The organism is Celeribacter baekdonensis B30, assembly GCF_000299875.1.
Classification (GTDB): domain Bacteria; phylum Pseudomonadota; class Alphaproteobacteria; order Rhodobacterales; family Rhodobacteraceae; genus Celeribacter; species Celeribacter baekdonensis_A.
This window is the reverse complement of the sequence record NZ_AMRK01000012.1, coordinates 36,994-63,326: the sequence shown is the minus strand read 5'-3', so window position 1 is coordinate 63,326 and position 26,333 is coordinate 36,994. Positions and strand designations below refer to the sequence as shown.

At 58.9% G+C, this 26,333-nt stretch carries 23 protein-coding genes; 4 read left to right on the top strand and 19 right to left on the bottom strand.

Translation table 11 applies throughout. The annotated features are described in order from the left end of the window. Positions 1-11: 11 nt before the first annotated feature. The 7 genes from B30_RS17480 to B30_RS17450 all read right to left on the bottom strand — a co-directional run bounded on the left by B30_RS17480 (position 12) and on the right by B30_RS17450 (position 5,582). On the bottom strand, positions 12-1,055 hold the full coding sequence (locus tag B30_RS17480) for a hypothetical protein (RefSeq protein ID WP_157789835.1): 1,044 nt from the start codon (positions 1,053-1,055) through the stop codon (positions 12-14). A 167-nt stretch (positions 1,056-1,222) separates the two neighbouring features. Next, entirely contained in the window at positions 1,223-2,140 is a 918-nt protein-coding gene (locus B30_RS17475; RefSeq protein WP_009573490.1) for a hypothetical protein, read from the bottom strand. A gap of 148 nt (positions 2,141-2,288) precedes the next feature. After that, positions 2,289-3,488, bottom strand: a complete 1,200-nt coding sequence (locus tag B30_RS21535) for a CsgG/HfaB family protein (protein ID WP_157789834.1) — start codon at positions 3,486-3,488, stop codon at positions 2,289-2,291. A gap of 115 nt (positions 3,489-3,603) precedes the next feature. Next, positions 3,604-4,116, bottom strand: a complete 513-nt coding sequence (locus tag B30_RS22250) for a hypothetical protein (RefSeq protein WP_157789833.1) — start codon at positions 4,114-4,116, stop codon at positions 3,604-3,606. Next, positions 4,113-4,667, bottom strand: coding sequence for a hypothetical protein (locus tag B30_RS17460; protein WP_009573487.1), 555 nt, complete (start codon positions 4,665-4,667; stop codon positions 4,113-4,115). Before B30_RS17460 ends, B30_RS22250 begins: the two co-directional genes overlap by 4 nt. A 225-nt stretch (positions 4,668-4,892) precedes the next feature. Beyond that, positions 4,893-5,285 carry a hypothetical protein gene (locus B30_RS17455; protein WP_009573486.1) on the bottom strand — a complete coding sequence of 131 codons (393 nt, stop codon included), beginning with the start codon at positions 5,283-5,285 and terminating at the stop codon, positions 4,893-4,895. A gap of 12 nt (positions 5,286-5,297) precedes the next feature. Then, positions 5,298-5,582: a hypothetical protein gene (locus tag B30_RS17450; RefSeq protein WP_009573485.1), complete on the bottom strand. Its 285-nt coding sequence runs from the start codon at positions 5,580-5,582 to the stop codon at positions 5,298-5,300. Positions 5,583-5,784: 202 nt separating this feature from the next. Between B30_RS17450 and B30_RS17445 the strand changes: the two genes are divergently transcribed. The 3 genes from B30_RS17445 to B30_RS17435 are packed head-to-tail and all read left to right on the top strand — an operon-like array spanning position 5,785 to position 11,076. Then, complete coding sequence (locus B30_RS17445; protein WP_040402879.1) at positions 5,785-6,336, top strand: ImuA family protein; 552 nt, start codon at positions 5,785-5,787, stop codon at positions 6,334-6,336. Further along, positions 6,278-7,732, top strand: coding sequence for a Y-family DNA polymerase (locus tag B30_RS17440; RefSeq protein WP_040402861.1), 1,455 nt, complete (start codon positions 6,278-6,280; stop codon positions 7,730-7,732). The genes B30_RS17445 and B30_RS17440 overlap by 59 nt, the downstream gene beginning before the upstream one ends. Continuing rightward, positions 7,729-11,076: an error-prone DNA polymerase gene (locus B30_RS17435; protein WP_009573482.1), complete on the top strand. Its 3,348-nt coding sequence runs from the start codon at positions 7,729-7,731 to the stop codon at positions 11,074-11,076. Before B30_RS17440 ends, B30_RS17435 begins: the two co-directional genes overlap by 4 nt. Before the next feature lie 231 nt (positions 11,077-11,307). Here the strand turns inward: B30_RS17435 and B30_RS17430 are convergent, their stop codons facing one another. The 10 genes from B30_RS17430 to B30_RS17385 form a co-directional block, all read right to left on the bottom strand. Continuing rightward, a complete protein-coding gene (locus tag B30_RS17430; RefSeq protein ID WP_009573481.1) occupies positions 11,308-12,591 on the bottom strand; it encodes a TRAP transporter large permease in 1,284 nt (427 codons plus the stop codon). Next, positions 12,588-13,190: a TRAP transporter small permease subunit gene (locus tag B30_RS17425; protein ID WP_009573480.1), complete on the bottom strand. Its 603-nt coding sequence runs from the start codon at positions 13,188-13,190 to the stop codon at positions 12,588-12,590. The genes B30_RS17430 and B30_RS17425 overlap by 4 nt, the downstream gene beginning before the upstream one ends. Beyond that, positions 13,187-14,227 (bottom strand): TRAP transporter substrate-binding protein, encoded by a 1,041-nt coding sequence (locus B30_RS17420; RefSeq protein ID WP_009573479.1) that lies wholly within the window; start codon positions 14,225-14,227, stop codon positions 13,187-13,189. The genes B30_RS17425 and B30_RS17420 overlap by 4 nt, the downstream gene beginning before the upstream one ends. A gap of 30 nt (positions 14,228-14,257) precedes the next feature. Next, on the bottom strand, positions 14,258-14,962 hold the full coding sequence (locus tag B30_RS17415) for an aspartate/glutamate racemase family protein (RefSeq protein ID WP_009573478.1): 705 nt from the start codon (positions 14,960-14,962) through the stop codon (positions 14,258-14,260). Continuing rightward, on the bottom strand, positions 14,959-15,933 hold the full coding sequence (locus tag B30_RS17410) for an ABC transporter ATP-binding protein (protein WP_009573477.1): 975 nt from the start codon (positions 15,931-15,933) through the stop codon (positions 14,959-14,961). The genes B30_RS17415 and B30_RS17410 overlap by 4 nt, the downstream gene beginning before the upstream one ends. Continuing rightward, positions 15,930-16,952: an ABC transporter ATP-binding protein gene (locus B30_RS17405; protein WP_009573476.1), complete on the bottom strand. Its 1,023-nt coding sequence runs from the start codon at positions 16,950-16,952 to the stop codon at positions 15,930-15,932. Before B30_RS17405 ends, B30_RS17410 begins: the two co-directional genes overlap by 4 nt. Next, complete coding sequence (locus B30_RS17400; RefSeq protein WP_009573475.1) at positions 16,949-17,827, bottom strand: ABC transporter permease; 879 nt, start codon at positions 17,825-17,827, stop codon at positions 16,949-16,951. The genes B30_RS17405 and B30_RS17400 overlap by 4 nt, the downstream gene beginning before the upstream one ends. Continuing rightward, the gene (locus B30_RS17395; RefSeq protein ID WP_009573474.1) at positions 17,824-18,765 is read right to left on the bottom strand and encodes an ABC transporter permease; all 942 of its coding nucleotides are present in this window, start codon (positions 18,763-18,765) and stop codon (positions 17,824-17,826) included. The genes B30_RS17400 and B30_RS17395 overlap by 4 nt, the downstream gene beginning before the upstream one ends. A 25-nt stretch (positions 18,766-18,790) precedes the next feature. Next, positions 18,791-20,431, bottom strand: coding sequence for an ABC transporter substrate-binding protein (locus B30_RS17390; protein ID WP_081583749.1), 1,641 nt, complete (start codon positions 20,429-20,431; stop codon positions 18,791-18,793). A gap of 186 nt (positions 20,432-20,617) precedes the next feature. Continuing rightward, a complete protein-coding gene (locus tag B30_RS17385) occupies positions 20,618-21,463 on the bottom strand; it encodes a MurR/RpiR family transcriptional regulator (RefSeq protein ID WP_009573472.1) in 846 nt (281 codons plus the stop codon). A gap of 232 nt (positions 21,464-21,695) precedes the next feature. Here B30_RS17385 and B30_RS22815 point away from each other — a divergent pair, with 232 nt between their 5' ends. Then, entirely contained in the window at positions 21,696-22,118 is a 423-nt protein-coding gene (locus B30_RS22815) for an HD domain-containing protein (RefSeq protein WP_009573471.1), read from the top strand. Between the two features lie 110 nt (positions 22,119-22,228). Here the strand turns inward: B30_RS22815 and B30_RS22240 are convergent, their stop codons facing one another. Both B30_RS22240 and B30_RS17370 read right to left on the bottom strand, forming a co-directional pair. Further along, positions 22,229-22,489: a hypothetical protein gene (locus B30_RS22240; RefSeq protein ID WP_009573470.1), complete on the bottom strand. Its 261-nt coding sequence runs from the start codon at positions 22,487-22,489 to the stop codon at positions 22,229-22,231. Between the two features lie 134 nt (positions 22,490-22,623). Continuing rightward, the gene (locus B30_RS17370; protein ID WP_009573469.1) at positions 22,624-26,313 is read right to left on the bottom strand and encodes a vitamin B12-dependent ribonucleotide reductase; all 3,690 of its coding nucleotides are present in this window, start codon (positions 26,311-26,313) and stop codon (positions 22,624-22,626) included. Positions 26,314-26,333: the final 20 nt, after the last annotated feature.

Here is a 26,333-nt window from a genome sequence, read left to right as displayed (position 1 = left end):
GAAGACTCGCCCTAGTTCGTATTCGAGATAATCCCGCTGTTCACAGCACCGATTGCCGTCGTGACAACCTTGAGGGCTGCGCCCGATTGATCAGACACCCGCAGACGGATGCTACCGATTATATCCATATCATTCGACGCCAAATTCATCAAAACACTGGGACCCGTCGTGACAACTTGCGCCAGATGCACCGCGTCGAGCTGATCCGTAGCCGCCTGCATATAGCTCATGTTGGCACCACGCGAGACTTTTGAGGCGATAAGATCCGTTGGGACCAAAACATCCGTACCGTAATTGGCAGCGACGTTTGTGACAGCGATCCCGTTGTTCACCGCGCCAAGTACCGTCGTTTGAAGTGCATCAATTTGAGTGATGGCACGCAAGGCACTGTTTTGTCCTGCAACCAACGCCAGGTCCCCAAATTCGGCAAATCTTGGGGAAAGTCCGATAACCGTCAGGATCTGGCCATCAATCCGCGTCGAAACAAGTTCGCGCGCTGTTGCAATCGCCTGCCCATCCCGGTCCGCTTCGTACAGGGACAGCTGAGCACCTGTCGGAATGGAAAAAAGCCCGCTGCCGGTCGGATAGAAACCAGGCGGAAGACCACGCTCAAGCTCCAAAGCCTGCGCCGCCGTCACAGTCACGCCAAAATCGTCGGATTGCGCGATGACGGGCGCACCCACGGTGTCATATCCGATGACGACAGTTTGTCCGGATTTGAGACGTGCCGGTTGGCTCATAAAACTTGACGTGTTTTCGGCAACATTGACCATAAACAAGACGTCAGCACCAAACCCTGTTTCTGCCAAAGCGGCAAAAATACGTTCAAGACGAGTCTCTGCTGACGCAGGGTCCGCAAGCGACAGTCCTGAAAGGACGCAGATCACAATGCCGCACAGGTTTGGAAACCTCTCAAAGGGGTATCTGCTTCGTTTCAAAGCAACTCTGGGTAGGCTGTGGCTCAGACGGCGCGACAGGCCGCGACATATTCTGTGCAAGAAACGAGAGACAAAACTGCGAAAACTATGCAAGATTTCAACTCCTTCGCTCTGCATCTCATGAGGGCTTTCTCGATCAACGCAACCGCATTCGAACGCCTATATGCCCACGACCAAACTCGGCGGTACGCCCTGCCTCTGGGTGAACATTGTGCCACCTATAATAGTTTGGAGGGATGGCATGACTGCCATCCCAATTCTTATATTGCGAATAAGCCTAAAGCTTACAGGCCGGACTGGCCGGACGTGCCGACGATGCCCTGAACAGCAGCATTCACACCGGATGTGATTGTACCGGTGTTGACCGCACCAAGTGCAGTTGTCGACGCGGATGCAAGTACACCGTTCACGTTGTTCATCGAGTTGGTGATCGAACCGTTCACGCCGGTCATGTTGGATGCGATGTTCAGCACAAGCGCGCCGTTATCGATAGTACCACCCAGTTGTTGCATCACAGAGGACACGGCCTGTGTCGACGTGGTTTTTGCGTCATCCACGGTGGAGTTCACACCGAGGGTGATGTCGCCGGTGTTCACAGCGCCAAGTGCGGTTGTGGACAGCGCGCCAAGATCATAAGTCGGCAAGTTGAACTCATAAGCAACTGTGTCGAGGCCAGCGGTCGCGCTTTGGCTTGCTTCAGCAATAGCGCTGGTCACGCCTTCGATGGTGTTTGTGATCGAGCCGTCGATGCCGCCGAGACCAGCAACGGCAACGTCGTTTGCTATGTAAGAGCCGGTATAAGCGTTGGTTGCGCCAGTCGTAGCAGCGGCAACCTCACCTACATACGTATTATAGGCTTCTACAGCAGTTCCATAAGCAGCCAACTCGGTCGCATCAGCCATGTTGTAATTCGCAGGATTCGGTTCTGCGACGACCGTAATCGCCGCAACAGCTGCTGCAACAGCGGAATCCAGACCCGCTTGATACTCGTCAGCAGTCAAAACGGTTCCGTCAGGTGCAGCGTAGACCGTCGTCATTCCAGCTCCGCCAAGGTTTTCAGCGATGTTAGCGAACGTCCCGTTCAGTTCTGTAGATGTCGCTGCATCCAAAGAAGTCAGCACACGCTCCAGAACGGATTGTGCGGACGCTGCGCCGGTCGTGGCGATCAGCATCACAGCGGTGGTCGCAAGAAACTTTTTCATAGTGATGTCCTCGTTTGTGTCTGTTCTTCCCTCGTGAACAGGCCGTCCTTAAATAGGGCATATTCGAGGGCCCCGTTTGAGTTGTGGTGTATGACCACAAACCTTTCTTTGCGGGTCTCGCAAAGAAAACTGGATGTAGAAGGATGCATCATGGCTTTCCCTCCACGTTTGACGGTTTAGCCGGGCTGGACGGGGATGCCGGATCCGTCGCCGTTTCGGGCGCGATCACAGCCTCTTCCTCATCCTTCGGAGCAATTTTGACTGCGAGTGCAATTTCGGCGGCTGAGCCTGCGCGGATCGCCTGTTCGACAAGCGTCGCGGCGGCATCGCCTACGGGACCAGTCAAACCCACACTGGCCCCAGCGCGCAGATCGCGAATGGCAATGGACAGGTAGATTTTGCCCTTCTCAAAGGCTGTTTGCGCGGCCTGGGCATTTTTCTCCGACACGACAGTATCAAACATCGATATGGCGCGTGCCGCCTGTGTCGTAACGTTGTTGGCAAGCTTGCGTGCCTCGGCGGACAGCTCAACCGGAGCGGCTGTCGTCATTTCTGCACGCATCTCGGCGACTTCTTGTTCGGAAGGCGGACGAGCCGCCTCTACCTCTGAGGCAATTGCCCGCAAGGATGCGCGCCCAGCCGGATCTTCCCAGACCAAGTCTTCTGCAATTGTCGCAGTCAGCTTTGCATTGCATTCGCCAGCACTTTCTGCCGCGTCACTTGCTTGTAAAAGAAGCTGATATACACCGTAGTACAGCATCTGCCGGAACACAGCATTGGTGGCTTCGCGTTCCATTGCGCCTGCCGAAATATCAACGAGGCTCGTGTCAAAGAACCGACCAATCGCAAAGCCAATTTCTTTGCCAACGAGTTGTTTTTGAATTGCGATATTTGCGACAATTTCCCCGGTCAGCGCATTGGTCATGGCCAGGTCCATTCCCACCAACAAACGGTTCTGCCGCGCTTTCGGCCCAACTCCCGAGACGGTCACAGACGCCCCGGCTCCTGGAATAAAATCGAGACTGTTGATACTTCCCGTGATGAAAAGATCCGCCGGCTTCATCGACGTAATATCTCGGATACCCCAGTTGTGCTCAGTCGCCGCAATGGCCGGATCGCGCCGGTTTACGACCTGCACACCTGCATTAAACAGGGCGGTCTGGATCATATCCCCTGCACCCTGCGTGACCATTTTCCCGCTGCCTGCGTCGGCATAGCTTTCTTTGCCGGTCGCATCATTGATGGCACCGACGGCGAAGGTCAGCGATCTCGGTGCGCGGTTGCCAATGCACGCAAGCGCGTCGTCATATGCAGTCTCGACACGGCGGACGGGTGGCCCATCAACCATGAATACATCCTGATCCATTGGCGCCACAGCCTGTCCAAGGCTGGCACATCCTGAAAGGAGAGCCACAACACTTGCGATGACTGGAAACGGTCTCACGTAGCCCCCAAACACAAGATCAATTACATTTTCCCGCTGCAAAAGCAGCGAGCGCATCGGCAAGATCAAGGACCGAAAGAGACGACACATCCGTTGCGGCGTCGCCTTCAGGAGTCTGCAAGGATGACAAGATAGACGCATCAATACAGCCGCTGTTGTCGGCCGTGTTGTCTGCGGTAATGATGTTGCCATCGCCCTCCACCGACACCTCCGTCGTGCCGGTGTTTAGAGATCCAACAGCATAGGTCTGCTGGCCGATTTCGTCACCAATCTGCAAATCGGTCGTGACATCACCATCCGTTGTCACCTCAACGTAGCCAGTGCGGTTATCGTTTGTAATGTAGTAGTTCGTTTGTGCCGCAGCCGTCGGGTTTTCGGCGTCGTTGATCACCTGCGCTTGCTGCAACACGAGGCTACGGTCTGATGCGCTCGGAAACGCATAGCTTCCCGACCAATTCTGTCCAGACGTACTATAGGTTTGGCCCCATGCGAGACATGGAAGCAGAGAAAGGCCGAGAACGAGTTGTTTCATTTTACGCGCCCAAGATTGGGCGTTGTAACGCTACCATCACGGTGGATCGTGATGCTGCCCGCCGTCACAGCTGCGTCGTCTCCGTCCTTTCCAGTGTCATTGGGCGCATCTTCCATACTCACTTCAGATACAGACACGTTTCCGGTACTTGCACTCTGCGCCACTGTCCCACCAGAAACCACTTCGGACGCCTGTGCGGTTCCTGCTTCTGCGCTCTCAGCAACAATCTCTGGAGTGCCAGCCGGTGCTGGAATATTGTTTGGAACACTTTGCGTAGACCGCACGCTGCCATCGGAAAGGCGCACCGCCGGCACGACGTAGAAATTCGTTACTGGGCATTCGTCCGGATATTGTGTCATTTTGCCATTCGACGCGACATAGGTGTCGCTCAAAACATAGTATTCGCCATCGACGACAAAGAAGGAGTCTTCGACTGATTTCCCTGCCTTATCGGCTATGCAGTACGGATCCTGCATGGTCAGGCTCAAGCTCTGTCCACACGCAGAAAGCGTTGGAATCGCCAAAATTATGGCACTAAGTCGGATGTTCATGATATTCTCCACGCGTTTCCGTCAGGCTACGACACCACGCAGGAAGAGACCGGAACACATTCGCGTAAAGGGATGTTCTTAAGATTAAAAATAGCGCGTTAGATTGTCATCTCTGCCCGAATTAAGTTTTTGTTTAACTTTGAGATTATTTCGGAATCTAAAGTTTCACTCTTATGGAAATTCTAATTTTCCATACGTTTTGACACTGTCTGAATAGGCCCGAGTTTATTCGACGATCAGATAGCGCGTGATCAGGCGAAAGAGGTCCTCGCGCAAGATCACCACGTTTTTCTTGGCATCGTCCCCCTTGAGATGGCCCGCCTTACGCCCCGTGTAGCCATGAAGCAAATTGATGACCTGGCTTTCCATCGTGCTCCACATCCGTTCGACGAAGGGCGTGTCGCCCAAGCGATACGCTCTGACATCGACCACCTGAGCCCCCGCTCCCAAAAGCGCCGTTTTCACCGGACCGTTGCGCAGACCTGCGCGATTATCGCTTACGACACAAGCCAAGCCGAAACCAGCCGTTCCCATCGAGGAACGGAGTATCGAAACGCCGTGCGTCGAACGCGATACCGGTGAGGTCCGCGACATGCGCCACTTCGGCGTCACATTCATTACATATGAGCCTTAAATATCTGAAACTTCCGGTCTCGACGACAACCCGTCCTGCAAGCTCTGCTCTAAAAGCTGGAGAATGTGCAGCGGCATTTCATCAACGCTCCACGCTCTGCGCGGATCGGGCCAGAGTTGATCGAAGATGTCTTCTGTCATGACGACATAGGCAATCCTACCATGGTGACGCAAAAACGTCGGCCCTTTGTCCGCCTGTCGCGCCAATCTCAACGCGTCGTATTGCAGTGTCTCAATATCGAAACGACGGCCTTGGAGGTGGGGAAGCTTAGAACGATCCATAGATTTTCCTTTCATCGGCACACGACACTGGTCACGGAGAAGTCCGTGTTGGCGTGCGAGCGAGATGGAAATCTAAGTCATGGGTCTGCGTACCATGTGTGCCGGGATGTGTCAGCTCTGTTTGACGCCGATCTATATGTTGGACATCGCTTCCCATCGCAGCCTGATTGCCGCACGCCGATGTTCTTGCTACGTTCCCATTATGCGAGTCGATTTTCACACTGTCTTCCCCTTGCGCCGTGCGCGGGTTCATGAGGTCTATGGCCCCGGTTCCATGAGCTTTGCCGCCATGGCCGCTGCGGGGGCATGCCTGTGGATCAGGGAAAGCTGGCTGTCGGACACGCTCACCCCGCAGGGGCTATTGCCGATGTTCGACCCGGCCCTTCTGTTGCTGGCCCGCCCCAAGGATCAGACCGATGCGCTGGCCGTGGCCGAAGAAGCGCTCAAAGACGGCGCGCTGCCCTTTGTCGTCCTCGAGATCACCCGTCCGCTGAACCTGCGCGAGGGACGGCGGTTGCAACTCGCGGCCAAGGCGGGCGGCACCACGGGGCTCTGTATCATTCCCGAAGGCATGGGGTCCAATGCGACCGACACCCGTTGGCGAGCCACGCCGGTCTTCGATGCCGCAGAGGAAGACTCGACTCTGATGCGATGGGAAATTAAAAGGAACAAATCAGGAACATTGGGTGCCTGGAATGTTCGATGGGATCAAAAAGCGCGTCGTGTGCATGTGGTTTCCCCGGTTCGCGAGTGACCGGGTTCTGCGCGCACGTCCTGTCGATGGTCCTTTCGCGATCACGCTTAAGTCGAACAACACCGAACGGATTTATTGTCTCAACGAGACCGCCGAACGGCTCGGCCTGACGCGCGGCATGAGCTTCGCCGATGCCCGCGCCTTTTGCCCCGATCTGATCAGTCAGCCCGCGCGCCCCGATCTCGACGCCCGCTTCCTGGCCACGCTGCGCCGCTGGGCGACGCACTATTGTCCGTGGGTCGGACGCGATGGTGTGGATGGGCTGGTGCTGGATGTCACCGGATCGACCCATCTTTGGGGCGGCGAAGCGGAGATGCTGGCGGATATTCAGAGCCGCGCGATGCGCGCCGGACTGACGCTCCGTTTGGGCTGCGCCGAGACCCGAGGTGCGGCTTGGGCCTATGCGCATTATGGCGCGGGAGAGGAAGCCCTCACCGATCTGCCGGTGGCCGCGCTCCGTCTTGAAGACACCACCGTCACTGCCCTGCAACGTCTTGGCCTGCGCAGCATTGGCGATCTGGCGGAGGCCGCCCGCGCCCCCTTGGCCCGTCGGTTCGGCCCTGATCTGCTGCTCCATCTTGATCAAGCCATGGGGTCGATCCCCGAACCCGTCATGCCCGAAAGCGAACCGCCAAGCTTTGCGACACGCATAAGCCTGCCCGAGCCCGTCGGTCTGACAGAGGACGTGATGGGCCTCACCGCCCGACTTCTGACCCCGCTCTGCGATAAGCTCAACCGTCATGAAATGGGCGCGCGTCGCCTGACCCTCACCCTGCGCCGGGTCGATCAGGGCAGCCAACAAGTCGAGCTGCGCCTTGCCGCCCCCATGCGGGACCCGCACCGGATTTTGCCCCTGTTCGAACGTGGCGTGGAGGACGTGGACGCGGGCTTTGGCATTGACCAGATCCGGCTTGAGGCCACACAGGTCGAACCGCTCCCCGTGCAACAGATCGGCAGCGCGCAAACCTCCCCTGATCAGCTCAACGACCTGATCACCCGCATCGGTACCCGCATCGGATTGGACAACGTACAACGCTTCCTCCCCGCCGACAGCCACATCCCGGAGCGCAGCTTTGCCATCGCCCCCGCCGCCTTCAGCACACCCGACAGCGCATGGTCCTACCTGCGCCCGCGTCCCCTGCACCTGTTTCCACCGGAACCGATTGCAGGATACAGCGCGGAGCCGCCTGTGCGGTTTCGCTGGCGCCGCATGTCGCTCACCACCGGGCGCGCCATCGGCCCCGAACGCATCGCACCGGAATGGTGGCTGCCGGATGAGGCGTGGCGTTCGGGCGTGCGCGATTACTGGCGGATCGAGACCCGCGAAGGCCGTCGACTTTGGCTTTATCACACGCCGCAAAACCCCGGCTGGTTCGTGCAGGGGGAATTCGCATGAGCCTTCATTGCAGTCCAAATACTCATCCCCAGCCCGCCTCTTATGCCGAGCTTTGCATCACCTCGAACTTTACCTTCCTCACAGGCGCCTCGCATCCCGAGGAGCTGATGCTGCGCGCCGCAGAGCTGGGCCTTGAGGCCATCGCAATCACCGACCGCAACACGCTCGCGGGCGTGGTGCGGGCCTATTCCGCGCTCAAGACACTGCGCGAAGAGGTCGCCGAACAGCTTCGCGTGCGGTCGTCCCATCGGGTCGATCCCTGTTCGCGACAAGAGATTGGGTCGCCGCAAGACCTCCCCACTCCGCTTACTCCAAAGCTGCCGAAGCTCATCGTCGGAAGCCGCCTCGTTCTGCGCGATTGCCCCGTGGAATGGCTTGCGCTGCCCACAGACCGCGCCGCCTATCAGCGGCTGTCCCGGCTGTTAACCTTGGGCAAACGACGGGCGGAAAAGGCCGAGTGCCATCTTGATCTGCGCGATCTGGAGGCCGGATGTCAGGGGATGATCCTCATCGCTCTGCCGCCCAAGAATCTGGCCCGCGCTCAAGCAGCCCTCCAAACCCTCCAACGCCGTTACCCCGGTCAGGTCTTTCTCGGCGCCGCGCCGCGATATGACGGCTCCGATCAGGCGTGGCTCAAAGCCTGTGCCGCACTGGCGCTGCGGTGTTCGACCCCGATGGTGGCGGTGGGCGATGTGCTGATGCATCACGGGCGGCGGCGCAGACTCGCGGATGTGCTGACCTGTCTGCGCGAGGGATTGACCATCGACCGGATCGGCACGCGCGCCCTGCCCAATGCCGAACGCCGTCTTAAAGGCGCCGCCGACATGGCGCGGCTCTATCGCAACCATCCGGCGGCGCTCAAACGCACGTTGGAGATCGCCGCGCGCTGTGGGTTTGACCTCTCGGAGCTGAGTTACGAATACCCCGATGAGATGTCGGAGGGCGAAGCGCCGCAGGACCGGCTGGACCGACTGGCGCGCGAGGGGCTGCGCCGTCGCTATTCCGATGGCGCGTCCGAGCGTGTGCATCAGTTGATGGACAAGGAGCTGTCCCTGATCGGCGAGCTCAAGTACGCGCCCTATTTCCTCACCGTGCATGACATCGTGCAGGAGGCGCGGTCCCGCGGCATTCTCTGTCAAGGGCGCGGTTCGGCGGCCAATTCCATCCTCTGTTACCTTCTGGGCATCACAGACGTGTCGCCTGACATGATCGGTATGGTGTTCGAGCGCTTCATCTCCCGCCACCGGGGCGAACCGCCCGACATAGACGTGGATTTCGAACACGAGCGCCGCGAGGAGGTGATCCAGTGGATTTATGAGAAATACGGTCGCCACCGCGCCGGGCTTTGTGCCACCGTGATCCATTTCCGCACCCGCGCCGCGATCCGGGAGGTCGGCAAGGTCATGGGCCTGTCTCAGGACCTCACCGCGCGGCTGTCGGGTGACATCTGGGGCATGTCGAACGCCGGGCCGGATATGGACCGGGTTCGGGCGCTGGGGCTCGATCCGACGGACCGACGGCTGGCGCAGACGCTTGAACTCATCGGCGAGATCATCGGTTTCCCGCGCCACCTTTCACAACATGTTGGCGGTTTCATCATCACGCGCGGACGTCTGGACGAGCTTTGCCCCATCGAGAACGCGGCGATGGAAAACCGGACGGTGATCGAATGGGATAAGGACGACATCGACGCCTTGGGTATCCTCAAGGTCGATGTTCTGAGCCTCGGGATGCTCACCTGTCTGCGCAAGAGCTTCGATCTTTTGGACGCGCATGAGAAGACGCGGCTCACCCTCGACACCGTGCCGCAAGAGGACCGCACGACCTATGAGATGCTGCAACGCGCCGATGCGGTGGGGGTGTTTCAGGTCGAAAGCCGGGCGCAAATGAACTTCCTGCCGCGCATGAAGCCCGCCACGTTTTACGATCTGGTGATCGAGGTCGCGATTGTCCGCCCCGGCCCCATTCAAGGCGGCATGGTCAAACCCTATATCCGGCGGCGTCAGGGACTTGAGGCCCCCGAACCCTTTGGCCCTGCGCTCGAAGAGGTCACGCGTAAGACACTTGGCGTGCCGCTGTTTCAAGAACAGGCGATGCAGATCGCCGTCGTCGGCGCAGGCTATTCGGCGGAGGAGGCCGATAAACTCCGCCGCTCGCTGGCCTCTTTCCGGCGCATGGGCACCATTGGCGAGCATCGCGACCGGTTTGTGCGCGGCATGAGGGACAACGGGTATTCCGAAGAGGTCGCCATGGCCTGTTTCGGCCAGATCGAGGGCTTCGCCGATTACGGTTTCCCAGAAAGTCACGCGGCGGCCTTTGCCATGCTGACCTATGTGTCGTCCTGGCTCAAATGCCATCACCCGGCAGTGTTCGCCTGTGCTTTGCTCAACTCCCAGCCGATGGGATTTTACGCCCCCGCCCAGATTGTGCGCGACGTGCGCGACCACGGCGTCGAGGTGCGGCCCGTTTGCGTCAACCATTCGGAGTGGGACAACCTGCTGGAACGTCGCGCCGACGGGGCATTGGCGCTGCGCCTCGGGTTTCGCCAGATCAAAGGCTTTCGCGAAGAGGATGCGGGTTGGATCACAGCGGCGCGCGGCAATGGCTACCAAGACCCGGAAAGCGTCTGGCTTCGCGCCGGTGTCGCGCCCTCCGTGCTTGAGCGGCTGGCCGAGGCGGATGCCTTCATCGGCATGGGGCTGACCCGTCGCGATGCGCTTTGGCAGGTCCGGGCGATCCGGGCCCCGAAACCGCTGCCGTTGTTCTCAGATCCGCTCGATGGTGAGGGCATTCGCGAACCCGATGTGATCCTCCCCAACATGCATTTGGGAGAGGAAGTGGTGGAGGATTACGTTGCCCTGCGCCTGACACTCCGCGCTCATCCGATGGAGCTTTTGCGCCCGTCACTCCCCGGCCTGACGCCGCACGACCGCCTGCCCACAGCGCCCCTCATCCGCACCACGGTCTGCGGCCTCGTCATCACCCGGCAACGTCCCGGCACAGCCTCGGGCGTGATCTTTCTGACGCTTGAAGACGAGACCGGCGTCAGCAATATCGTGGTCTGGCCCAAGGTCTACGAGCGTTTCCGCCGCATCGTCATGGGCGGACGGCTGTTGCGTGTCACCGGGCGATTGGAGCGCGAAGGCATCGTCGTGCATCTCATCGCGGATCACATCGAAGACCTGTCGCACAAGCTCTCAGACCTGGGCCACCCGCTCGACGACGCCATCGGCATCACCCAACCCCAAGCCGACGACGCGCCACGACCGCCACGTTACCCTCCCCGTGCGCGTCATCCAAGGGAGCAGGCCAAGCGGTTGTTTCCGAGCCGGGATTTCCATTGAGATTGTGGGATAGGGGAAGCGGCCCAAATCTGACATCATCCAGCATTACTCGGTAGGCCAAGGGCCGCGTCACGGATCTCCCTACCCTTCGCCGTAAGTGCTCGCTCTACGCCGCAGTCGCGAGAACCTCTGAAAGGGGCGGATTGTGTTGAAAAACTCTGCCGCGACACCTGAGCGGATATTCTTCCCCATACATTCCTCTTTGCGCCATCGGTGCGCCATCGGTTCTCGTTATCCAAGGATGAGCCCCGGAAAAATGCCCAGAAGCGCGACCAAAGCGAGGATGCATATGAGAAATGGGAGCACGCCCGCAATCACCGTTCCAACATGGCCGCGTCCACGCACGCTTTGCACGATGTAGAGGTTCATCCCGACGGGCGGCGTGATCAGGGCCAATTCGCACATCATGACGAGGAAAATCCCGAACCAAACAGGCGAATAGCCGAGTTGCTCCATGATCGGCCAGACAATCGGAATGGTCGCGATCATCATCGCCAGAGCATCAAGGAAACAGCCGAGTATCAGGTAGAGACAGACGAGGATTAATAGCATGACCAACGGCTGCACATCCAAGGCGGCGACGAACTCCGACACGACGCGGGGCACGCCCAGCACGCCGAGAATGAAGTTCATGTAAAAGGCGGCGACGAGGATCAGAAGCGTCATGGCTGTGGTGGTCACGGTCGACAGCATGGCCTCTTTCAGCATCGCCCAGTTCAGCCGACCATAGAGGGCAACAAGCAACATTGCGGTGACGACGCCGACACCGGCCGCTTCGGTCGGGGTGGCCCAACCACCATAGATCGAGCCCATCACGACGATGAAAATGACCAGCGGCGGGAGAAGGTCGCTTAACCGTTTGCGACGTTCAGGCCATGGGGCCAGTTTCCCGTGCGGGCCGGCAATACGCGGATCAAGGATGCTCCATACAGCTATCACCCCCATAAACAGTGCTGCCAGAATAAGCCCCGGCACAATCCCGGCGATAAACAACGCGCCGATCGAGGTGTTGGTGATCGCGCCATAGATGATCAGGTTGATCGACGGTGGGATCAGGATGCCCAAGGTGGCGCCGGAGGCCACCGTGCCCGCAACCCAGCGCTCGGAATAGTTCTGCTTGCGAAAGGTCGGGAATGCGACCGTGCCGATGGTTGCCGCTGTTGCGACCGACGAGCCTGAGATCGCGGCGAAAACCGTGGAGGCGATGATATTGGTGTGGAGAAGCCCACCCGGCAAAGGGCGCAGCCAATCCGACAAGGCCCGATACATGCGCTCGGTCACCCCGCCGCGGACTAGCACCTCCCCCATGAAGACAAAGAGCGGGATCGCGACCAAAAGAAAGTTGTTGAGCGTGCCCCACATCATCGTGCCAAAGGGGCGGAACATGGCGTCTCCGAAGAACACCCATGCGCCCAAGACGGCGACGCTGAACAATGCGACGGCGATATGCAGGCCGATCAGCAGAAGAACGAGCAAAAGAGCAAAACCGATAACGGCACCTTCGATCCCGATCATGACCGAGCCTCCCCTTGAGGTGTTTCCATGAAGTCTTCAACTTCTTCCGAGACGGTCATCGGCCCATAGAAGAGCGCGACCCTCTCTGGCGCGCGCACCATGAGCCAGATCGCGTGCAGCGTGGTCGCAATGGTGGTGAGCGCAAACACACCGCAGCCCAGAGCCCAAAGCCCTTGTGGCACCCAAAGCGGGGTTTGCAGCGGTGTGTTCGTCACCGCACCAAAGCGAATGGTCTGCGCTAACTCGCCCACGGCATGATAGGCCATGAAACTCGCCATAGCGGCCAGCGTGCCCTGCGCCAGAACATGCGCCGGGTTTTGCAACACGCGGGGCAAACGGCTCAGGGCGATGTCGATGCGCGGATGACCTTTGTGCAAGAGCGTATAGGCCAAACCGCAAGAGCCGGCGAAGGCCAGGACGTAGCCGCCAAGCTCATCCGTGCCCTGCAACGAAACATTGAGCAGGCTGCGCGCCCCAATGTCGAGACAGATGAGGACTGCCAGCAGAGCCACCGATGCTCCGGCCGCAAGGGCAAACAGTCGAGACAGGGTCTCGATACGTTTCAACACAAACGGTGTTTCTGCTGGCAACCGGCTCATTCGATCACGAGCCCCCGTGCCTTGCCGACTGTGTCGTTCCATATCTCGGTGCAGCCCGGATAACCCGCCTCACAGCGCGCCGCCCATTCCGGCAGAATTTTAGTGGCGGCAACCTCAGCGACGGTCGCTTTGTCGGTGTCGCTTACCGGCACCAGCGTCATGTCGTAAGAAGTGTAGAGCCCATCGTCCGGGCAGTCCCCGCCCGTGGAACAGCTTTGCGCCACATCGTTGGTCTCGACGGCAAGCGCCCAAAACCCGGTTTCCATCTCCGCCATGCTGGCTTCGAAAGCGGCGTTCTGTTCCTCGGAAAGGCCGTTCAACCACTCAAGATTGACCAGATGCGCCTGAACAGAGCCGGAGACGGAGAGCGGATAGAGATGGCTGGTCACTTCTGGCCATTTGCCGGTGTTGGACGAGGTCGGCGAGGTGACGCCGCAGGAGGCCACACCGCGCTGAAGCGCCGGGTAGACCTCGGGGAAGCTCAGCGTGACAGGCGTTGCGCCCAGATCTTTGAGCAAGGTCGACATGGAGGCGGTGAAAGAGCGTACTTTCAGACCCTGAAGGTCGTCGAGCGTCTCAACCGGCTGGTTGCAGAGGAACACCTGCGGCCCGAAGGGCCAAATCGCCACGGCTTTGACGCCGAATTTCTCACCCAGACGGGCGTTGAACGCCTCGCGATAGGCGTCCACGGCCTGTTTCAGCTCATCCATGTTGGTGGACACGCCGATCAGGTCGATGCCTTCGAGGAAAGGATCGTCTTTCGCGGCGGAGCCGACCTGTGTGGTGCCAAGCTGAAACGCGCCGGAGCCGACGAGACGCAGGGAGTCCGCGAGGTTCAGGCCCAGAACCTGAAATTCGTTGCGCTCGACAGTGACGCCCGTAGCGCCAATGGCCTCAATCGCGGCCATTTCAACCGGGTATTGGGCGTTGTGCGACTGGGTCTGGGTCAGCCAGCGCAGGGTTTCGGCCTGCGACGGAAGCGCCGTTGCAAGCAGCAGAAGAGATGCCGCAGAAATGCGGTGGAAGGATGTGAACATCGTTTTACTCTTTGGTTGGGGTCGGGAAAATTAAGAAAGCGACATGGATGATCGTCTTTCAGGGAATGAAAACGTCAGGCCCAAAGTGTTCAGGGCGTAACGCAGGCCAGCGGACACTGGCTCGATGATCGGCAAGGGGATCGCATCCGCGACCGCTGTGGCGGCGCGGGCCAAGGGACCGCCGCCCAGCAACAGGGCCTCGGCCCCATCTGTTTCGCATTGCCGCGCGATGGCGATGAGCGCGGCCTTCATGCGGGCCTCGTCTGCCATCACGGCAAAGGCATCACCCTCGGAAATGCGCAGAGAGGCAAGTTGCTCCTGATAGCCATAGAGCGTGACTTTTTCGAGAATTGAGGCCTCAAGGTCTGGCGTTGTGGTGATGATCGAAAACTTCCGCCCATCCTTGGCGGCTTCTGCCATTCCCGCTTCGGCAATCCCCGCGACGGGAATGTCGACACGGTCGCGCAGATCCAAAAGCCCCGGATCGCCAAAGGCCGATACGATCAGCGCGTCCACACCGGCGGAGGCAAGCCCGACACCGACCGTCACCACCTGTTTCGCCGCGGCTTCAAGTGCGGCTTCGTTGGTGATGATGCTCGGGCCAAGCATCATCGTGTGGCCCTGCACCTCGACATTCGGCGGGCAAAGCGCCTGCGCGATGCCGGTCATCAAAGCCGTCGTGGCCGTATTGGTGTTCGGGTTGAGCAAAGCGATACGATAAGGGGGGCGGGTCATGCGATCTCCTCCAGTCTGACGCAGGCGACGCGGCGTTCCCCGCCTTGCGCCCGCAAGTCCGGCACCGCAGCCTGACAGGCCGACGTGGCCAGGGGGCAGCGGGGGGCAAAGGCGCAGCCTGGCGGCATCTGCGCCAGATCGGGTGGCATGCCGGGAATGGCCTTGATCGGGGTGCCGGGTACAGCGCCTTGAACGGTCGAGGACAAAAGCCCCTGCGTGTAGGGATGTTTCGGGTTTTTCAGAACTTCGGCGGCGGTGCCCGTTTCCACGATCCGCCCGGCATACATCACCGCGATCCGGTCAGAGATTTCGGCGGCCACGCCCACGTCATGCGTGACGAAAATCGTTGCCATGCCCATCTCCCTTTGCAGCTCCCTGAGCAGCAGGATCACCTGGATCTGCACCGTTGCATCGAGCGCGGTTGTCGGCTCATCGGCGAGCAAAAGCTTTGGCCCTGCGGCCAGCGCCAACGCGATCATTGCGCGTTGGCGCATACCGCCGGACATCTCGTGCGGATAATTGCCCAAACGCGAAGCTGGCGAGGGGATGCGCACGAGCTCGAGCATTTCGAGCGCCCGCGCTTGGGCGTCTTTGCGGCTCACCTTGCGGTGCCGACGAACGGTCTCGGAAATCTGGGTGCCGATGGTGAAGACCGGGTCGAGCGCCGTCGCCGGTTCCTGAAACACCATGGAGACATCGCCACCGCGATAAGCCGCAAGATCGTGGCCCTTGAGGCTCAGCACATCTTTGCCATCGAGTTTCAGATCGCCGGCAATTTCCGTCTTGGCCTCCGGGAGAATGCGCAAGAGCGCCCGCATGGTGACGCTTTTGCCGCTGCCGCTTTCCCCGATGATGCCGAGCACTTCACCGCGCTCAAGCGTCAGGTCGATGCCATTGACGGCCGTGATCGGCCCTTTCGGAGTGCGAAACTGCACGGTCAGATCCTTGGCGGACAAAAGGGGCGTGTTCATTGTATCACCTCGGCCTTGGAATGACCCAATTTCGGATCGGCCATATGGCACCGCACGCGCGTCTCGCCGTGGCGCAGCTCGTAGGGCATGGTGTCGCAGATGCTTTCCGCAAAGGCACAACGCGGGGCAAAGCGGCAGCCGGGCGGCAGATCAATCGGGCTCGGCGGATCGCCGGTGATCGGCGCGGCCATGGTGCGTTGTTCCGGGTCCGGGCTTGGCATCGAGGCCAGAAGGGCGCGCGTGTAGGGATGACGCGGGGTGGCGTAAACCTGGTCGACCGGCCCCTGTTCCACGACCTGCCCGAGATACATCACCAGAACATGGTCGGAAATGTAGCGCACCACGTTGAGATCGTGACTGATAAAGATATAGCTCAGGCCAAACTCGGCTTTCAGCTCGTTCAAGAGGTTCAGAACCTGGGCTTCGACCGATTTGTCGAGCGCTGATACCGCCTCGTCGAAAATCACCACTCTCGGGTTGAGCGCAAGAGCGCGGGCGATGTTGACACGCTGGCGCTGACCGCCAGACAGCTCATGAGGATAGCGCCCGGTAAAGCGCGCGGGATCGAGTCCCACACGGTCCAGCAAGCGCCACGCGGTCTCGCGCGCCGCTCTCAAAGACACACCATGCACCATGGGCGCGAAGGTGATGGATTGCTCGATGGTCAGGCGGGGATTGAGCGAGGCGGAGCTATCTTGAAAGACCATCTGCACCTTGCGGCGGAACTGTTTCAGATCGCGCTTGGCCCTGCTCACCGGCTCGCCGGAAAGGCGGATTTGCCCGCTGTCGGGTTTGACAAGATGCATCAACAACCGCGCGGTGGTCGACTTGCCACAGCCGGACTCGCCAACGATGCCAAGGGTGGAGCCTACGGGCAGATCGAAGCTGAAATCCGATACCGCATGGACATATCGTGCAGGCTTTCCAAGTCCGTTTTCACGCACGGTGAAGGTCTTGTTCAGGCTTGTCGCGCTGAGCGCGGGGACCGTTTGGGGAGGTGTAAGGCCTTGATCGGTCATGACATATCCATGGCGGAGCGAAGCCCGTCCGAAAGCAGGTTGAAAGACAGGGAAACGGCGAAGATGAAAACACCGGGAAGTGCTGCGATCAGAGGCTGGCTGTAGATGGCGGAGCGCAGCGTGTTGAGCATCAGCCCCCATTCGGGTGTCGGCGGTTTCGTCCCAAGGCCGATGAACGACAGACCCGCCGACATGATGATCGCGACCGACAGGAGGCTCGTGGCATAGACGACGATAGGCGCGAGGATGTTGCCGAGAATATGCACCCGGATGATGGTCAGCCCGCCTGCGCCGCTGGCGCGTGCCGCTTCGACGAAATCGAGGCTGCGGACCTGTGTCGTCGCACTTTCCGTGACCCGCACCATGGGTGGGATCAGCACGACGGTCAGCGCGATCAGCGCATTCAAAAGACCCGATCCCAAGGCGCCCGCGATGGCGACGGCCAGAAGGATTGAGGGGAAGGCAAAGACCACATCCGTGGCGCGCATGATGATGGTGTTTGTCCAGCCGCCGACAAAGCCCGCAACCGTGCCAAGCGTGCCACCGATCAAAAGCGCCAGAAGCACTGGCAGAATGCCCATGATCAGGGACATGCGCCCACCGTAAAGCAACCGCGTCAGCATATCGCGACCCAACTCGTCGGTGCCGAGGATGTAGCCGTCGGTCAAGGGCGGTTTCAGGCGTTGCACCACGCTGCCGATGGCCGGGTCGTAGGAGGTCAGAAGCGGGGCAAATATGGCCGACAGGATGATGACGGCCAGCACGATCATGCAGGCAACCGACACCCGGTCTCGCAACAGTTTGCGCCAGACATTGGACCAATAGCCTTGCGAGCGCGTGGGCTGGGCCGAAAGTGCATTCTCGGAAACAGTCATGCGCGTTGAATCCTCGGATCGAACAGAGGTTGAAGGATGTCGACAATCAGATTGAGCGCGACGAAGATCAGGGCAAGGACCAGAATGGTGCCCTGCAACAGCGGGATGTCCCGCGTTAGGATGGCGTTGTTGAGCAAAAGCCCCGTGCCGGGCCAGGCAAAGACGGTCTCGACAAGGATAGACCCAGCCATGAGATAGCCCATCTGCACCCCGATCACGGCTAGTGCTGTGGGGGCGGCGTTCTTGACGACATGGGCGAAGATGTGCGGGCTGGTCATGCCCTTGGCGCGCAGTGCCGTGACGAATTCTTGCCCGAGCTTTTCCGCCACCAGCGCCCGTACAGACCGGGTGATGATGCCCGCGGGCATGGCGGCCATGGTCAGAACCGGCAGGATCATGAAGCTCAAGGCGTCACCAAGGCTTTGTCCCGACCGCCCCGCACCCATGGCCGGAAACCAGCCGAGTTTGACGGAGAAAAACACCACCAACACGATGCCAAGCCAGTAATGCGGCACGGAGACGCCCGAGATTGCAGTGGCCGAGGCGATTTTGTCCATCGGTGAGCCCATAGTGTAGCCCGCCACAAGCCCTAGGGCGAGACCGGCCACCAGCGCCAGAAGACAGGCCAGAACTGCCACGGACAGGGTGTAGCCGATGGCATGGCCGATCTCGCTTGAAACCGACCGGCCAGAGGCGATCGAGGTGCCCAGATCACCCTGTAGAACATTGCTGAGCCACAAAAGATATTGCGTCGGCAGGGGTTTATCAAGGCCGTAGCGTGCCCGGGTCTGGTCGACAATCTCTTGCGAGGCGTCGGCGGGGAGCACGACCGTGAGCGGATCCCCCGGAGCAAGCTGAACCAGAGAGAAACAGATGATGCTGACCGCCAGCGTGACGGGCACGGCATAGAGCAGTCGTTTCAGTATGTATCCCAACATGGGCCAGTCCTCCAGGGCTGTCGCGTTACTCTTCGATGGTCACAGGGGTGAGGTCCTGGAACCAGTTCTGAGCCTGAACAAAGCCTTGGACCTCGGGCGCCATGGCGCGCGGCGCGACGTCATGGGCCACGAACAGGAACAGCGCGTCGTTCACATAAAGCTCATGCAGCGCCTGAATGGCCTCAAGCTGTTCTGCCGGGTCGAAGGTGGTGCGGATCTGGTCGATCAGCGCATCGGCTTCCGGGTTGCTGTAATAGCCCCAGTTCGTGCCCTTCGGCGCAACCAAACGGCTGTCGATGTGCCGCATCAGAGAGGTGAACGGATCTTGGCTAAAGTAGGAGCTGTTCGTGGACTGCGCGCCGTCGGTAGAGGCATCTTTCGCCCCGGCCCGCCAGTTCGCCAGAAGCGCGTTCCAGTCGCGCACATCGAATTCCACGTCGATACCGATGGCGGCGAGGTTCTGTTGGATCAGCTCGTTCATCAACATGGGCTGCATCTGGCCGGAGCCCGCAGGCGAGATGATCGCTTTGACCTTGAGCCGGTTGTCCGGGCCGTAGCCTGCCTCCTTCATCAGGGCGATGGCCGCCTCGGGATCGTATTTGACCTCGAACTCAGGCGTGCCGAACCAGTCGCTGGTTTCCGGCACCATGCCTTTCGCAGGCACCATCATGCCGCCCAAAAGCACCTTCATCCCTTCGCGGTCGATGGCGAGGTTCGCGGCCTTGCGGATACGTTCATCGGCCCAGGGCGAGCCATCGAGCATGGAGAAATGCCACGGCCAGACATGCGGGTAGACGTTCGAGGAGATAGTAAAACCTGCGGCTTTGAGGCTATCGAGCGCATCCGGCGGCGGAGCTTCGATCCAGTCGACCTGACCCGAGCGCAGCGCGGCGACGCGCGCGGAGGGATCGGGCACCGGCATCAAAACCAATTCGTCGAGATCGGATTTGCGATCTTCGTTCCAGTAGCCATCATATGGCACCAACACGGCGCGTTCGCGGGGCACATATTCGGACACCTTGAACGGCCCAGTGCCGGAGGGCGATTGCAGGAAAGCATCCCAGCTTCCGGCAGCCTCATAGGCGGCAGGAGAGGACATCACGATCCACGCAATCTGATAGGGGATCAGCGCATCCGGCGCGGTTGTGGTGATCTCGAAGGTCATATCATCCACCGCACGGTAGCTCGCGACGGTCGGGATGCGACCCCTGCCCTGTGCCGATTGCTTTTCGTCATATTGCGCCGCATCGGGGTTCAGGATCTTGTCAAAGTTCCAGACGACGGCATGGGAGTCGAAGGCAGATCCGTCATGGAAGGTGACACCTTTGCGGAGTGTGAAAGTCCATTTGGTTTGATCTTCGGGATCGACCGACCACTCGGACGCGAGGCCGGGGATCAACGTCACAGGTTTGTCGGCCGAGGACAGGTCATAGGCAACGAGCGCCTCGAACACCTGATAGCCCATAAAGCGCATGCCTTCCGCGCCCTGATCTGTCTGGCCGTTCGGAAGCGGCACATCGGAGGAGGTCATCGCGATGCGCAGCGAGCCTTCGGCCAGTGCTGCGCCGGATAGCCCGATAGAAAGTGCGGCCGCAGCCAGTGAGAGCCTCAGCATGGATTTCAGAGAAGGCAGAGGTCCTGACGCGCGGGGGATAGGATTTTTCATGGTCTTCCTCGTGTTCGGGGTGTGAGTTCTGTCTGATTGAAGCTTTTCATCAACGTATTTTCTGAAAAAATTTGGTCAATAATTTTCTTTCACAAAGATTGTGAAAATTATTTTTCAATCCAGCACAGCAGGAAACACCCCGCTTGGCGCATGAAATTTGGGCGAAACGCTTAGAGGATGGGCGCTTTAAAGCTCATTGAGCGAATCGTGGAGGGCTTCGATGTAGGACAGGCGCTTGCGGGCCGGTGTGCCTGCGCGCTCGATCACACGAGTCGCCAAGAGATGGCACAGCCCAATGACGCTCACATGATTGAACAACTGCCCCGGCGCCGCGATCCGGCAGCGCAGGTGCCATGTGACCCCGGAATGCGGGGGCATTTTGTCATCTGTAATATAAAGCAGTTTCGCTCCGGACTTGCGAATGTGTTCGAGGATCAGGTCATTGTCGCGAATGCGCCGGGGCAGCGCGAAAAACAGAACGCAGTCCTCTTCGGTGAAACTCGCGATTTCCTCGGCAAGCGTTTGGCCCGGTTGTGGCAACAAGCGGCTGCTGTCGACAACCTGCAACATTTGCCAATGTAAATAGCTGGCGAAAGCCTGACTGCTCCGAAACCCGAAAAGAGCGACGCGACGCGCGGCCAGAATAGCATCTGCGATCTCATCTATCTCTGTACTGGACATGGTCTTGCCCGTGTCCGTCAAATTTCGCGCTCCTTGAGCGAAATGTAGATCGACCAAGTCAGAAGCTGTATCCTCTTTCGTTCCAGAAAGATAAATCGCAGCCCCGGTGCTCTGCTCGTTCCGCACATGATGGCGCGCATCTTCATAACTCGTGTAACCGAGCCTTTGAACAAAACGGGACACAGTTGCGTTCGACACATTCGCCAGCTTTGCCAACTCTGACGCATTATAGCTCGCCAGTTCCCCGGGAAAATTCAGGAGGAATTCTGCGAGGCGGCGTTCCGTCGGCGGCATTCGAGAAAGATTTTCCCGCACCGCTCCAAGAAAAGATGATTTGCCCGTTTCATTCATATGGAGATTGAAAATCTTTTTCCACTTAGATGCAATCAGATTTCCGGACTTCTCAGATTGGCCTTAAACTGATCTGAAAAATTCCTGCACTTCACCATTCTCGTATCCCCTTGAAGGTTCAGGTGGCACCCCAACTCACTCTCCGATTTCCTGATACAATTTCAAAATCCTTGCGATTGTTAATGCCAACTGTTTAGCTAACAGTTGAACAATTTGAGATAAAATTTATAAAATGCATCCGTGGGGAAAAACCGACCTTCCACTTGAAGCGTTTCATCATCTTGCACACCATAGTGCGGATGTCGCGGCCACTGTCATGGCGCTGCTCGATCTTCCCACATTCAGAACCAAAGCGAATCGCGCAACTGCGCAGGCCTTGACGCAGGAGCAGATCTCCTGCCTCGGCGCGCTCGCCTTTCTGCACGACATCGGAAAACTCGCCCCGGCGTTTCAGATCAAATCGCTCTCCCCTCCTCCGCCACGCAAGGCCCGCGATCACCTCCGCTGTGGCTGGAAATGGTTGATGCAAGACGATGATCCGTCCCGGATCCTTGACGGAAACGCGCCTTGTCCGTCTATCTATACACGTGTCCGGCGTGATTTCTATCAACCACACTGTCCAAAAGAAAAATGGGGGACCAATTGGCCCCCCTGAGGTTCGCTGATCAGGCTCACTATTGATACCGCCCGGTAGATTATTTGCCTGCGGCCTGACCCGCGTCGGGAGCGAACGCATCCGCTCCAGAAAACTGTTATCCACGTCCCTTAATGCAGCACCCGCCCTTCGGAGCTGTTGACAGAAAACGTTGCGCGACACCCACCGTGCCCATCGGACCGATAGTCCTGCACCGAATAGGTGACCCTGAGAGATGGCATGCTGAGCACGGACACTTTATGCGAACGGTCAAAAGCATCCGCCAAAGCGCCCAATACGTTTTGCTCAAACTCCGCTTCGATCGTATTTCCGCGCATACGCACGTGATCTGCCGCGCAGAGATGTCCCGCGATATCGAAAACAAAGCTCATTTCATCTCCAAGTCAAAGCAAGGCATTGATACTTTTGACACTTTCATAAACTCAGCCCGCATTCAGTTTTCGACGTATTTCGAAATTTCGTAAGAAATTTTGAAATCTGACAATATCCATCTGTCTCATGCCCCTCAGCTACAGCCCGACGTGCCGCCGCAGGTGTTGCATTTCATGCAGGTGCCGTTGCGCACCAGGGTGTAGTTGCCGCATTCGCCACAGGGATCGCCCTCGTAGCCCTGCATTTTCGCCTTGGTGCGCGCGTCCATCGACACCGAGCCAGAAGACAGCGCCGTCTCCACCTTGACAGAGGTTTGTTTGACCTCAGACACCAGCGTTTGCAGAGCGACATCGGCGTCAATCGAGCTGTCAAGCGCCACAACCCCGCTTTGCATCCCGCCCTGAAGCACGATCAATTCCTGCGGCATCCGTTTGCGCAGATAGCCGGTCGAAGAGATTTGTTTCAGCACTTCGATGGATTTGGCAGAGGCGGCCTCAGACGGCTTTTGCACATTGGCCACGCCCTCTTCTTCGCCGCGCCCCAGATCGTCAAAGGCATGACCCGCCGGTTTCACATGGGCCAAATCGGTACGGTCCAGATAGGACACGGCCAATTCGCGGAAGATGTAATCCAGGATCGACGTGGCGTTTTTGATCGAGTCATTGCCCTGCACCATGCCCGAGGGCTCGAATTTGGTGAAGGTGAAGGCATCGACAAACTCTTCGAGCGGCACACCGTATTGCAGACCGACCGAGATTGCGATGGCGAAATTGTTCATCATCGCCCGGAAGCCAGCACCCTCTTTGTGCATGTCGATGAAAATCTCACCCAGGGTGCCATCCTCATATTCGCCAGTGCGCAAATAGACCTTGTGCCCGCCGACGACCGATTTCTGGGTGTAGCCTTTGCGACGGCTGGGAAGTTTTTCACGGCCCCGCGCCACTTCTTTGATGATCACCTTTTCAACGATCTTCTCGGCCAGAACGGCGGCTTTTTCCTGCGGCGTGCCAGTGGCGAGGATTTCCTCGGCCTCGTCATCATCGTCGATCAAAGCGCTCGCCAGAGGCTGCGACAGTTTCGAGCCATCGCGGTAAAGCGCATTGGCTTTCACCCCCAAAGACCAGGACAGCTCATAGGAGGCCAGGCAATCCTCGATGGTGGCGTCGTTCGGCATGTTGATGGTTTTGGAAATCGCGCCGGAGATAAACGACTGTGCCGCGGCCATCATGGTGATATGGCTGTTGACCGACAGATAACGCTTGCCCTTTTTGCCACAGGCATTGGCGCAATCGAACACCGAATAGTGCTCTTCTTTGAGGAAAGGCGCGCCTTCGAGCGTCATCGTGCCGCAAACGTGATCATTGGCGGCGTCGATGTCGGCCTTGGTAAAGCCCAGGGAACGCAGCAAATCAAAGGACGGATCGTTGAGCTTGGCCTTCGGAATGCCCAAAGTGCCGGTGCAGAAATCTTCGCCCAGCGTCCATTGGTTGAACACAAAGCGAATGTCGAAAGCGGAGGGCAGCGCGGCTTCGATTTTCTCGATCTGAGCCGCGCCAAAGCCGTGGCCGATCAGCGCGGTGTGGTTGATCCCCGGCGCATTGCCGATGGACCCATGGCCGACCGCATAGGAGATAATCTCTTCGATCTCGTTTGAGGGGTAGCCGAGTTTTTCCAATGCTGCAGGCACCGAGCGATTGATGATTTTGAAATAGCCGCCGCCCGCGAGTTTCTTGAATTTCACCAGCGCGAAATCCGGCTCGATCCCGGTGGTGTCGCAATCCATCACCAAACCGATGGTGCCGGTCGGCGCGATCACGGAAACCTGTGCATTGCGAAAGCCGTTTTTCTCGCCAAGGCTCAGCGCCTCATCCCATGCGGTTTTGGCCAGTTCGACCAAATGCGCATCCGGGCAATGGGCATGATCCAATGCCACCGGTTTGACCTCAAGGGCTTCGTAGCCGGTGGATTTGCCATAGGCGGCGGTGCGGTGGTTGCGAATGACGCGCAGCATGTGGTCGCGGTTGGCCTCATAGCGCGAGAACGCGCCCAATTCGCCGGCGATTTCGGCGGATGTGGCATAGGACACGCCAGTCATGATCGCGGTCAAAGCGCCCGCCAATGCCCGGCCCTCGTCCGAGTCATAACCAAAGCCCATGTTCATCAACAACCCGCCGATGTTGGCATAGCCAAGACCCAGCGTGCGGAAGTCATAGGAGCGCTGCGCGATTTCTTTTGACGGGAACTGCGCCATCATCACCGAAATCTCAAGCGTCAGCGTCCAGATCCGAGTCGCATGCATATAGGCTTCGGCGTCAAAACGACCGTCTTTGAGGAAGGTCAGAAGGTTCATCGAGGCCAAGTTACACGCCGTGTCATCGAGGAACATATATTCGGAACAGGGGTTCGAGCCGCGGATTTGACCGTCTTCCGGGCAGGTGTGCCAGGCGTTGATCGTGTCGTGGAACTGAATGCCCGGATCGGCACAGGCCCATGCGGCGTGACCGACGTCTTGCCACAGATCGCGAGCGTTGACGGTCTTGGCGACCTTGCCATCGGTGCGGCGCAACAGCTCCCATTCGGCGTCGTCTTTGACGGCCTTGAGGAACGCATCGGTGACGCGCACGGAGTTGTTGGAGTTTTGGCCCGACACAGAGGCGTAGGCCTCGGAGTCCCAATCGGTGTCATAGGTCGGGAATTCGATCGAGGCATAACCCTGTTTCGCGTAATCCAACACCCGCTTGACGTAGGTTTCCGGGATGCAGACCTGTTTGGCGGATTTGATCGCCGCTTTCAGGGCTGCGTTTATGGACGGATCGAACGCGTCGTCCTCTTTGCCATCCCATGTGCCAATGGCGTCAAAAATCTGGTTCAACTGACGTTCGTGCATCTTGGAGCCTGCGACGATGGACGCCACTTTTTGCTCTTCGATCACCTTCCAGTTGATGAATTCTTCGATATCCGGGTGATCCATGTCACAGATCACCATTTTCGCGGCACGGCGCGTGGTGCCGCCCGATTTGATCGCACCGGCGGCCCGGTCACCGATTTTGAGGAACCCCATCAAGCCGGAGGATTTGCCACCGCCCGACAGCGCTTCGTTGGCGGCGCGCAGGGACGAGAAATTGGTGCCCGTGCCGGAGCCGTATTTGAACAGCCGCGCCTCGCGGACCCAAAGGTCCATGATGCCGCCATCAGACACCAAATCGTCTTTCACCGATTGGATGAAACAGGCATGGGGCTGCGGGTGCTCATAGGCGGAACTCGAACGGGTCAGCTCCCCGGATTTGTAATCGACATAATAGTGCCCCTGCCCCGGACCGTCGATGCCGTAAGCCCAATGCAGACCGGTGTTGAACCACTGCGGGCTGTTCGGCGCGCCCATTTGCGCCGCCAAGGTAAAGCGCATGTCATCGTAATAGGCGCGGGCGTCGTCCTCAGAGGTGAAATAACCACCCTTCCAGCCCCAATAGGCCCAAGCCCCCGCCAGACGGTCGAACACTTGTTTTGCCGAGGTCTCGCCGCCAAAGCGCGCGTCCTCAGGCAGTTTCGCCAACGCCTCTTCGTCGGGAACGGAGCGCCACAAAAACGACGGAACGCCCTTTTCACGGACTTTTTTCAACGCGGCCGGGACACCGGCCTTGCGGAAATATTTTTGAGCGATGACATCGGATGCCACCTGCGACCACCGCGCCGGGATTTCACAATCATCAAGTTTAAACACCACGGTGCCGTCCGGATTGCGAATCTCGGAGGTGGTGGTGGTGAATTCCAACTCCGCATATGCGTCTTGGCCTACTTTGGTGAATTTACGTTCGATTTTCATCTTATGCCCGCCTCATTTTA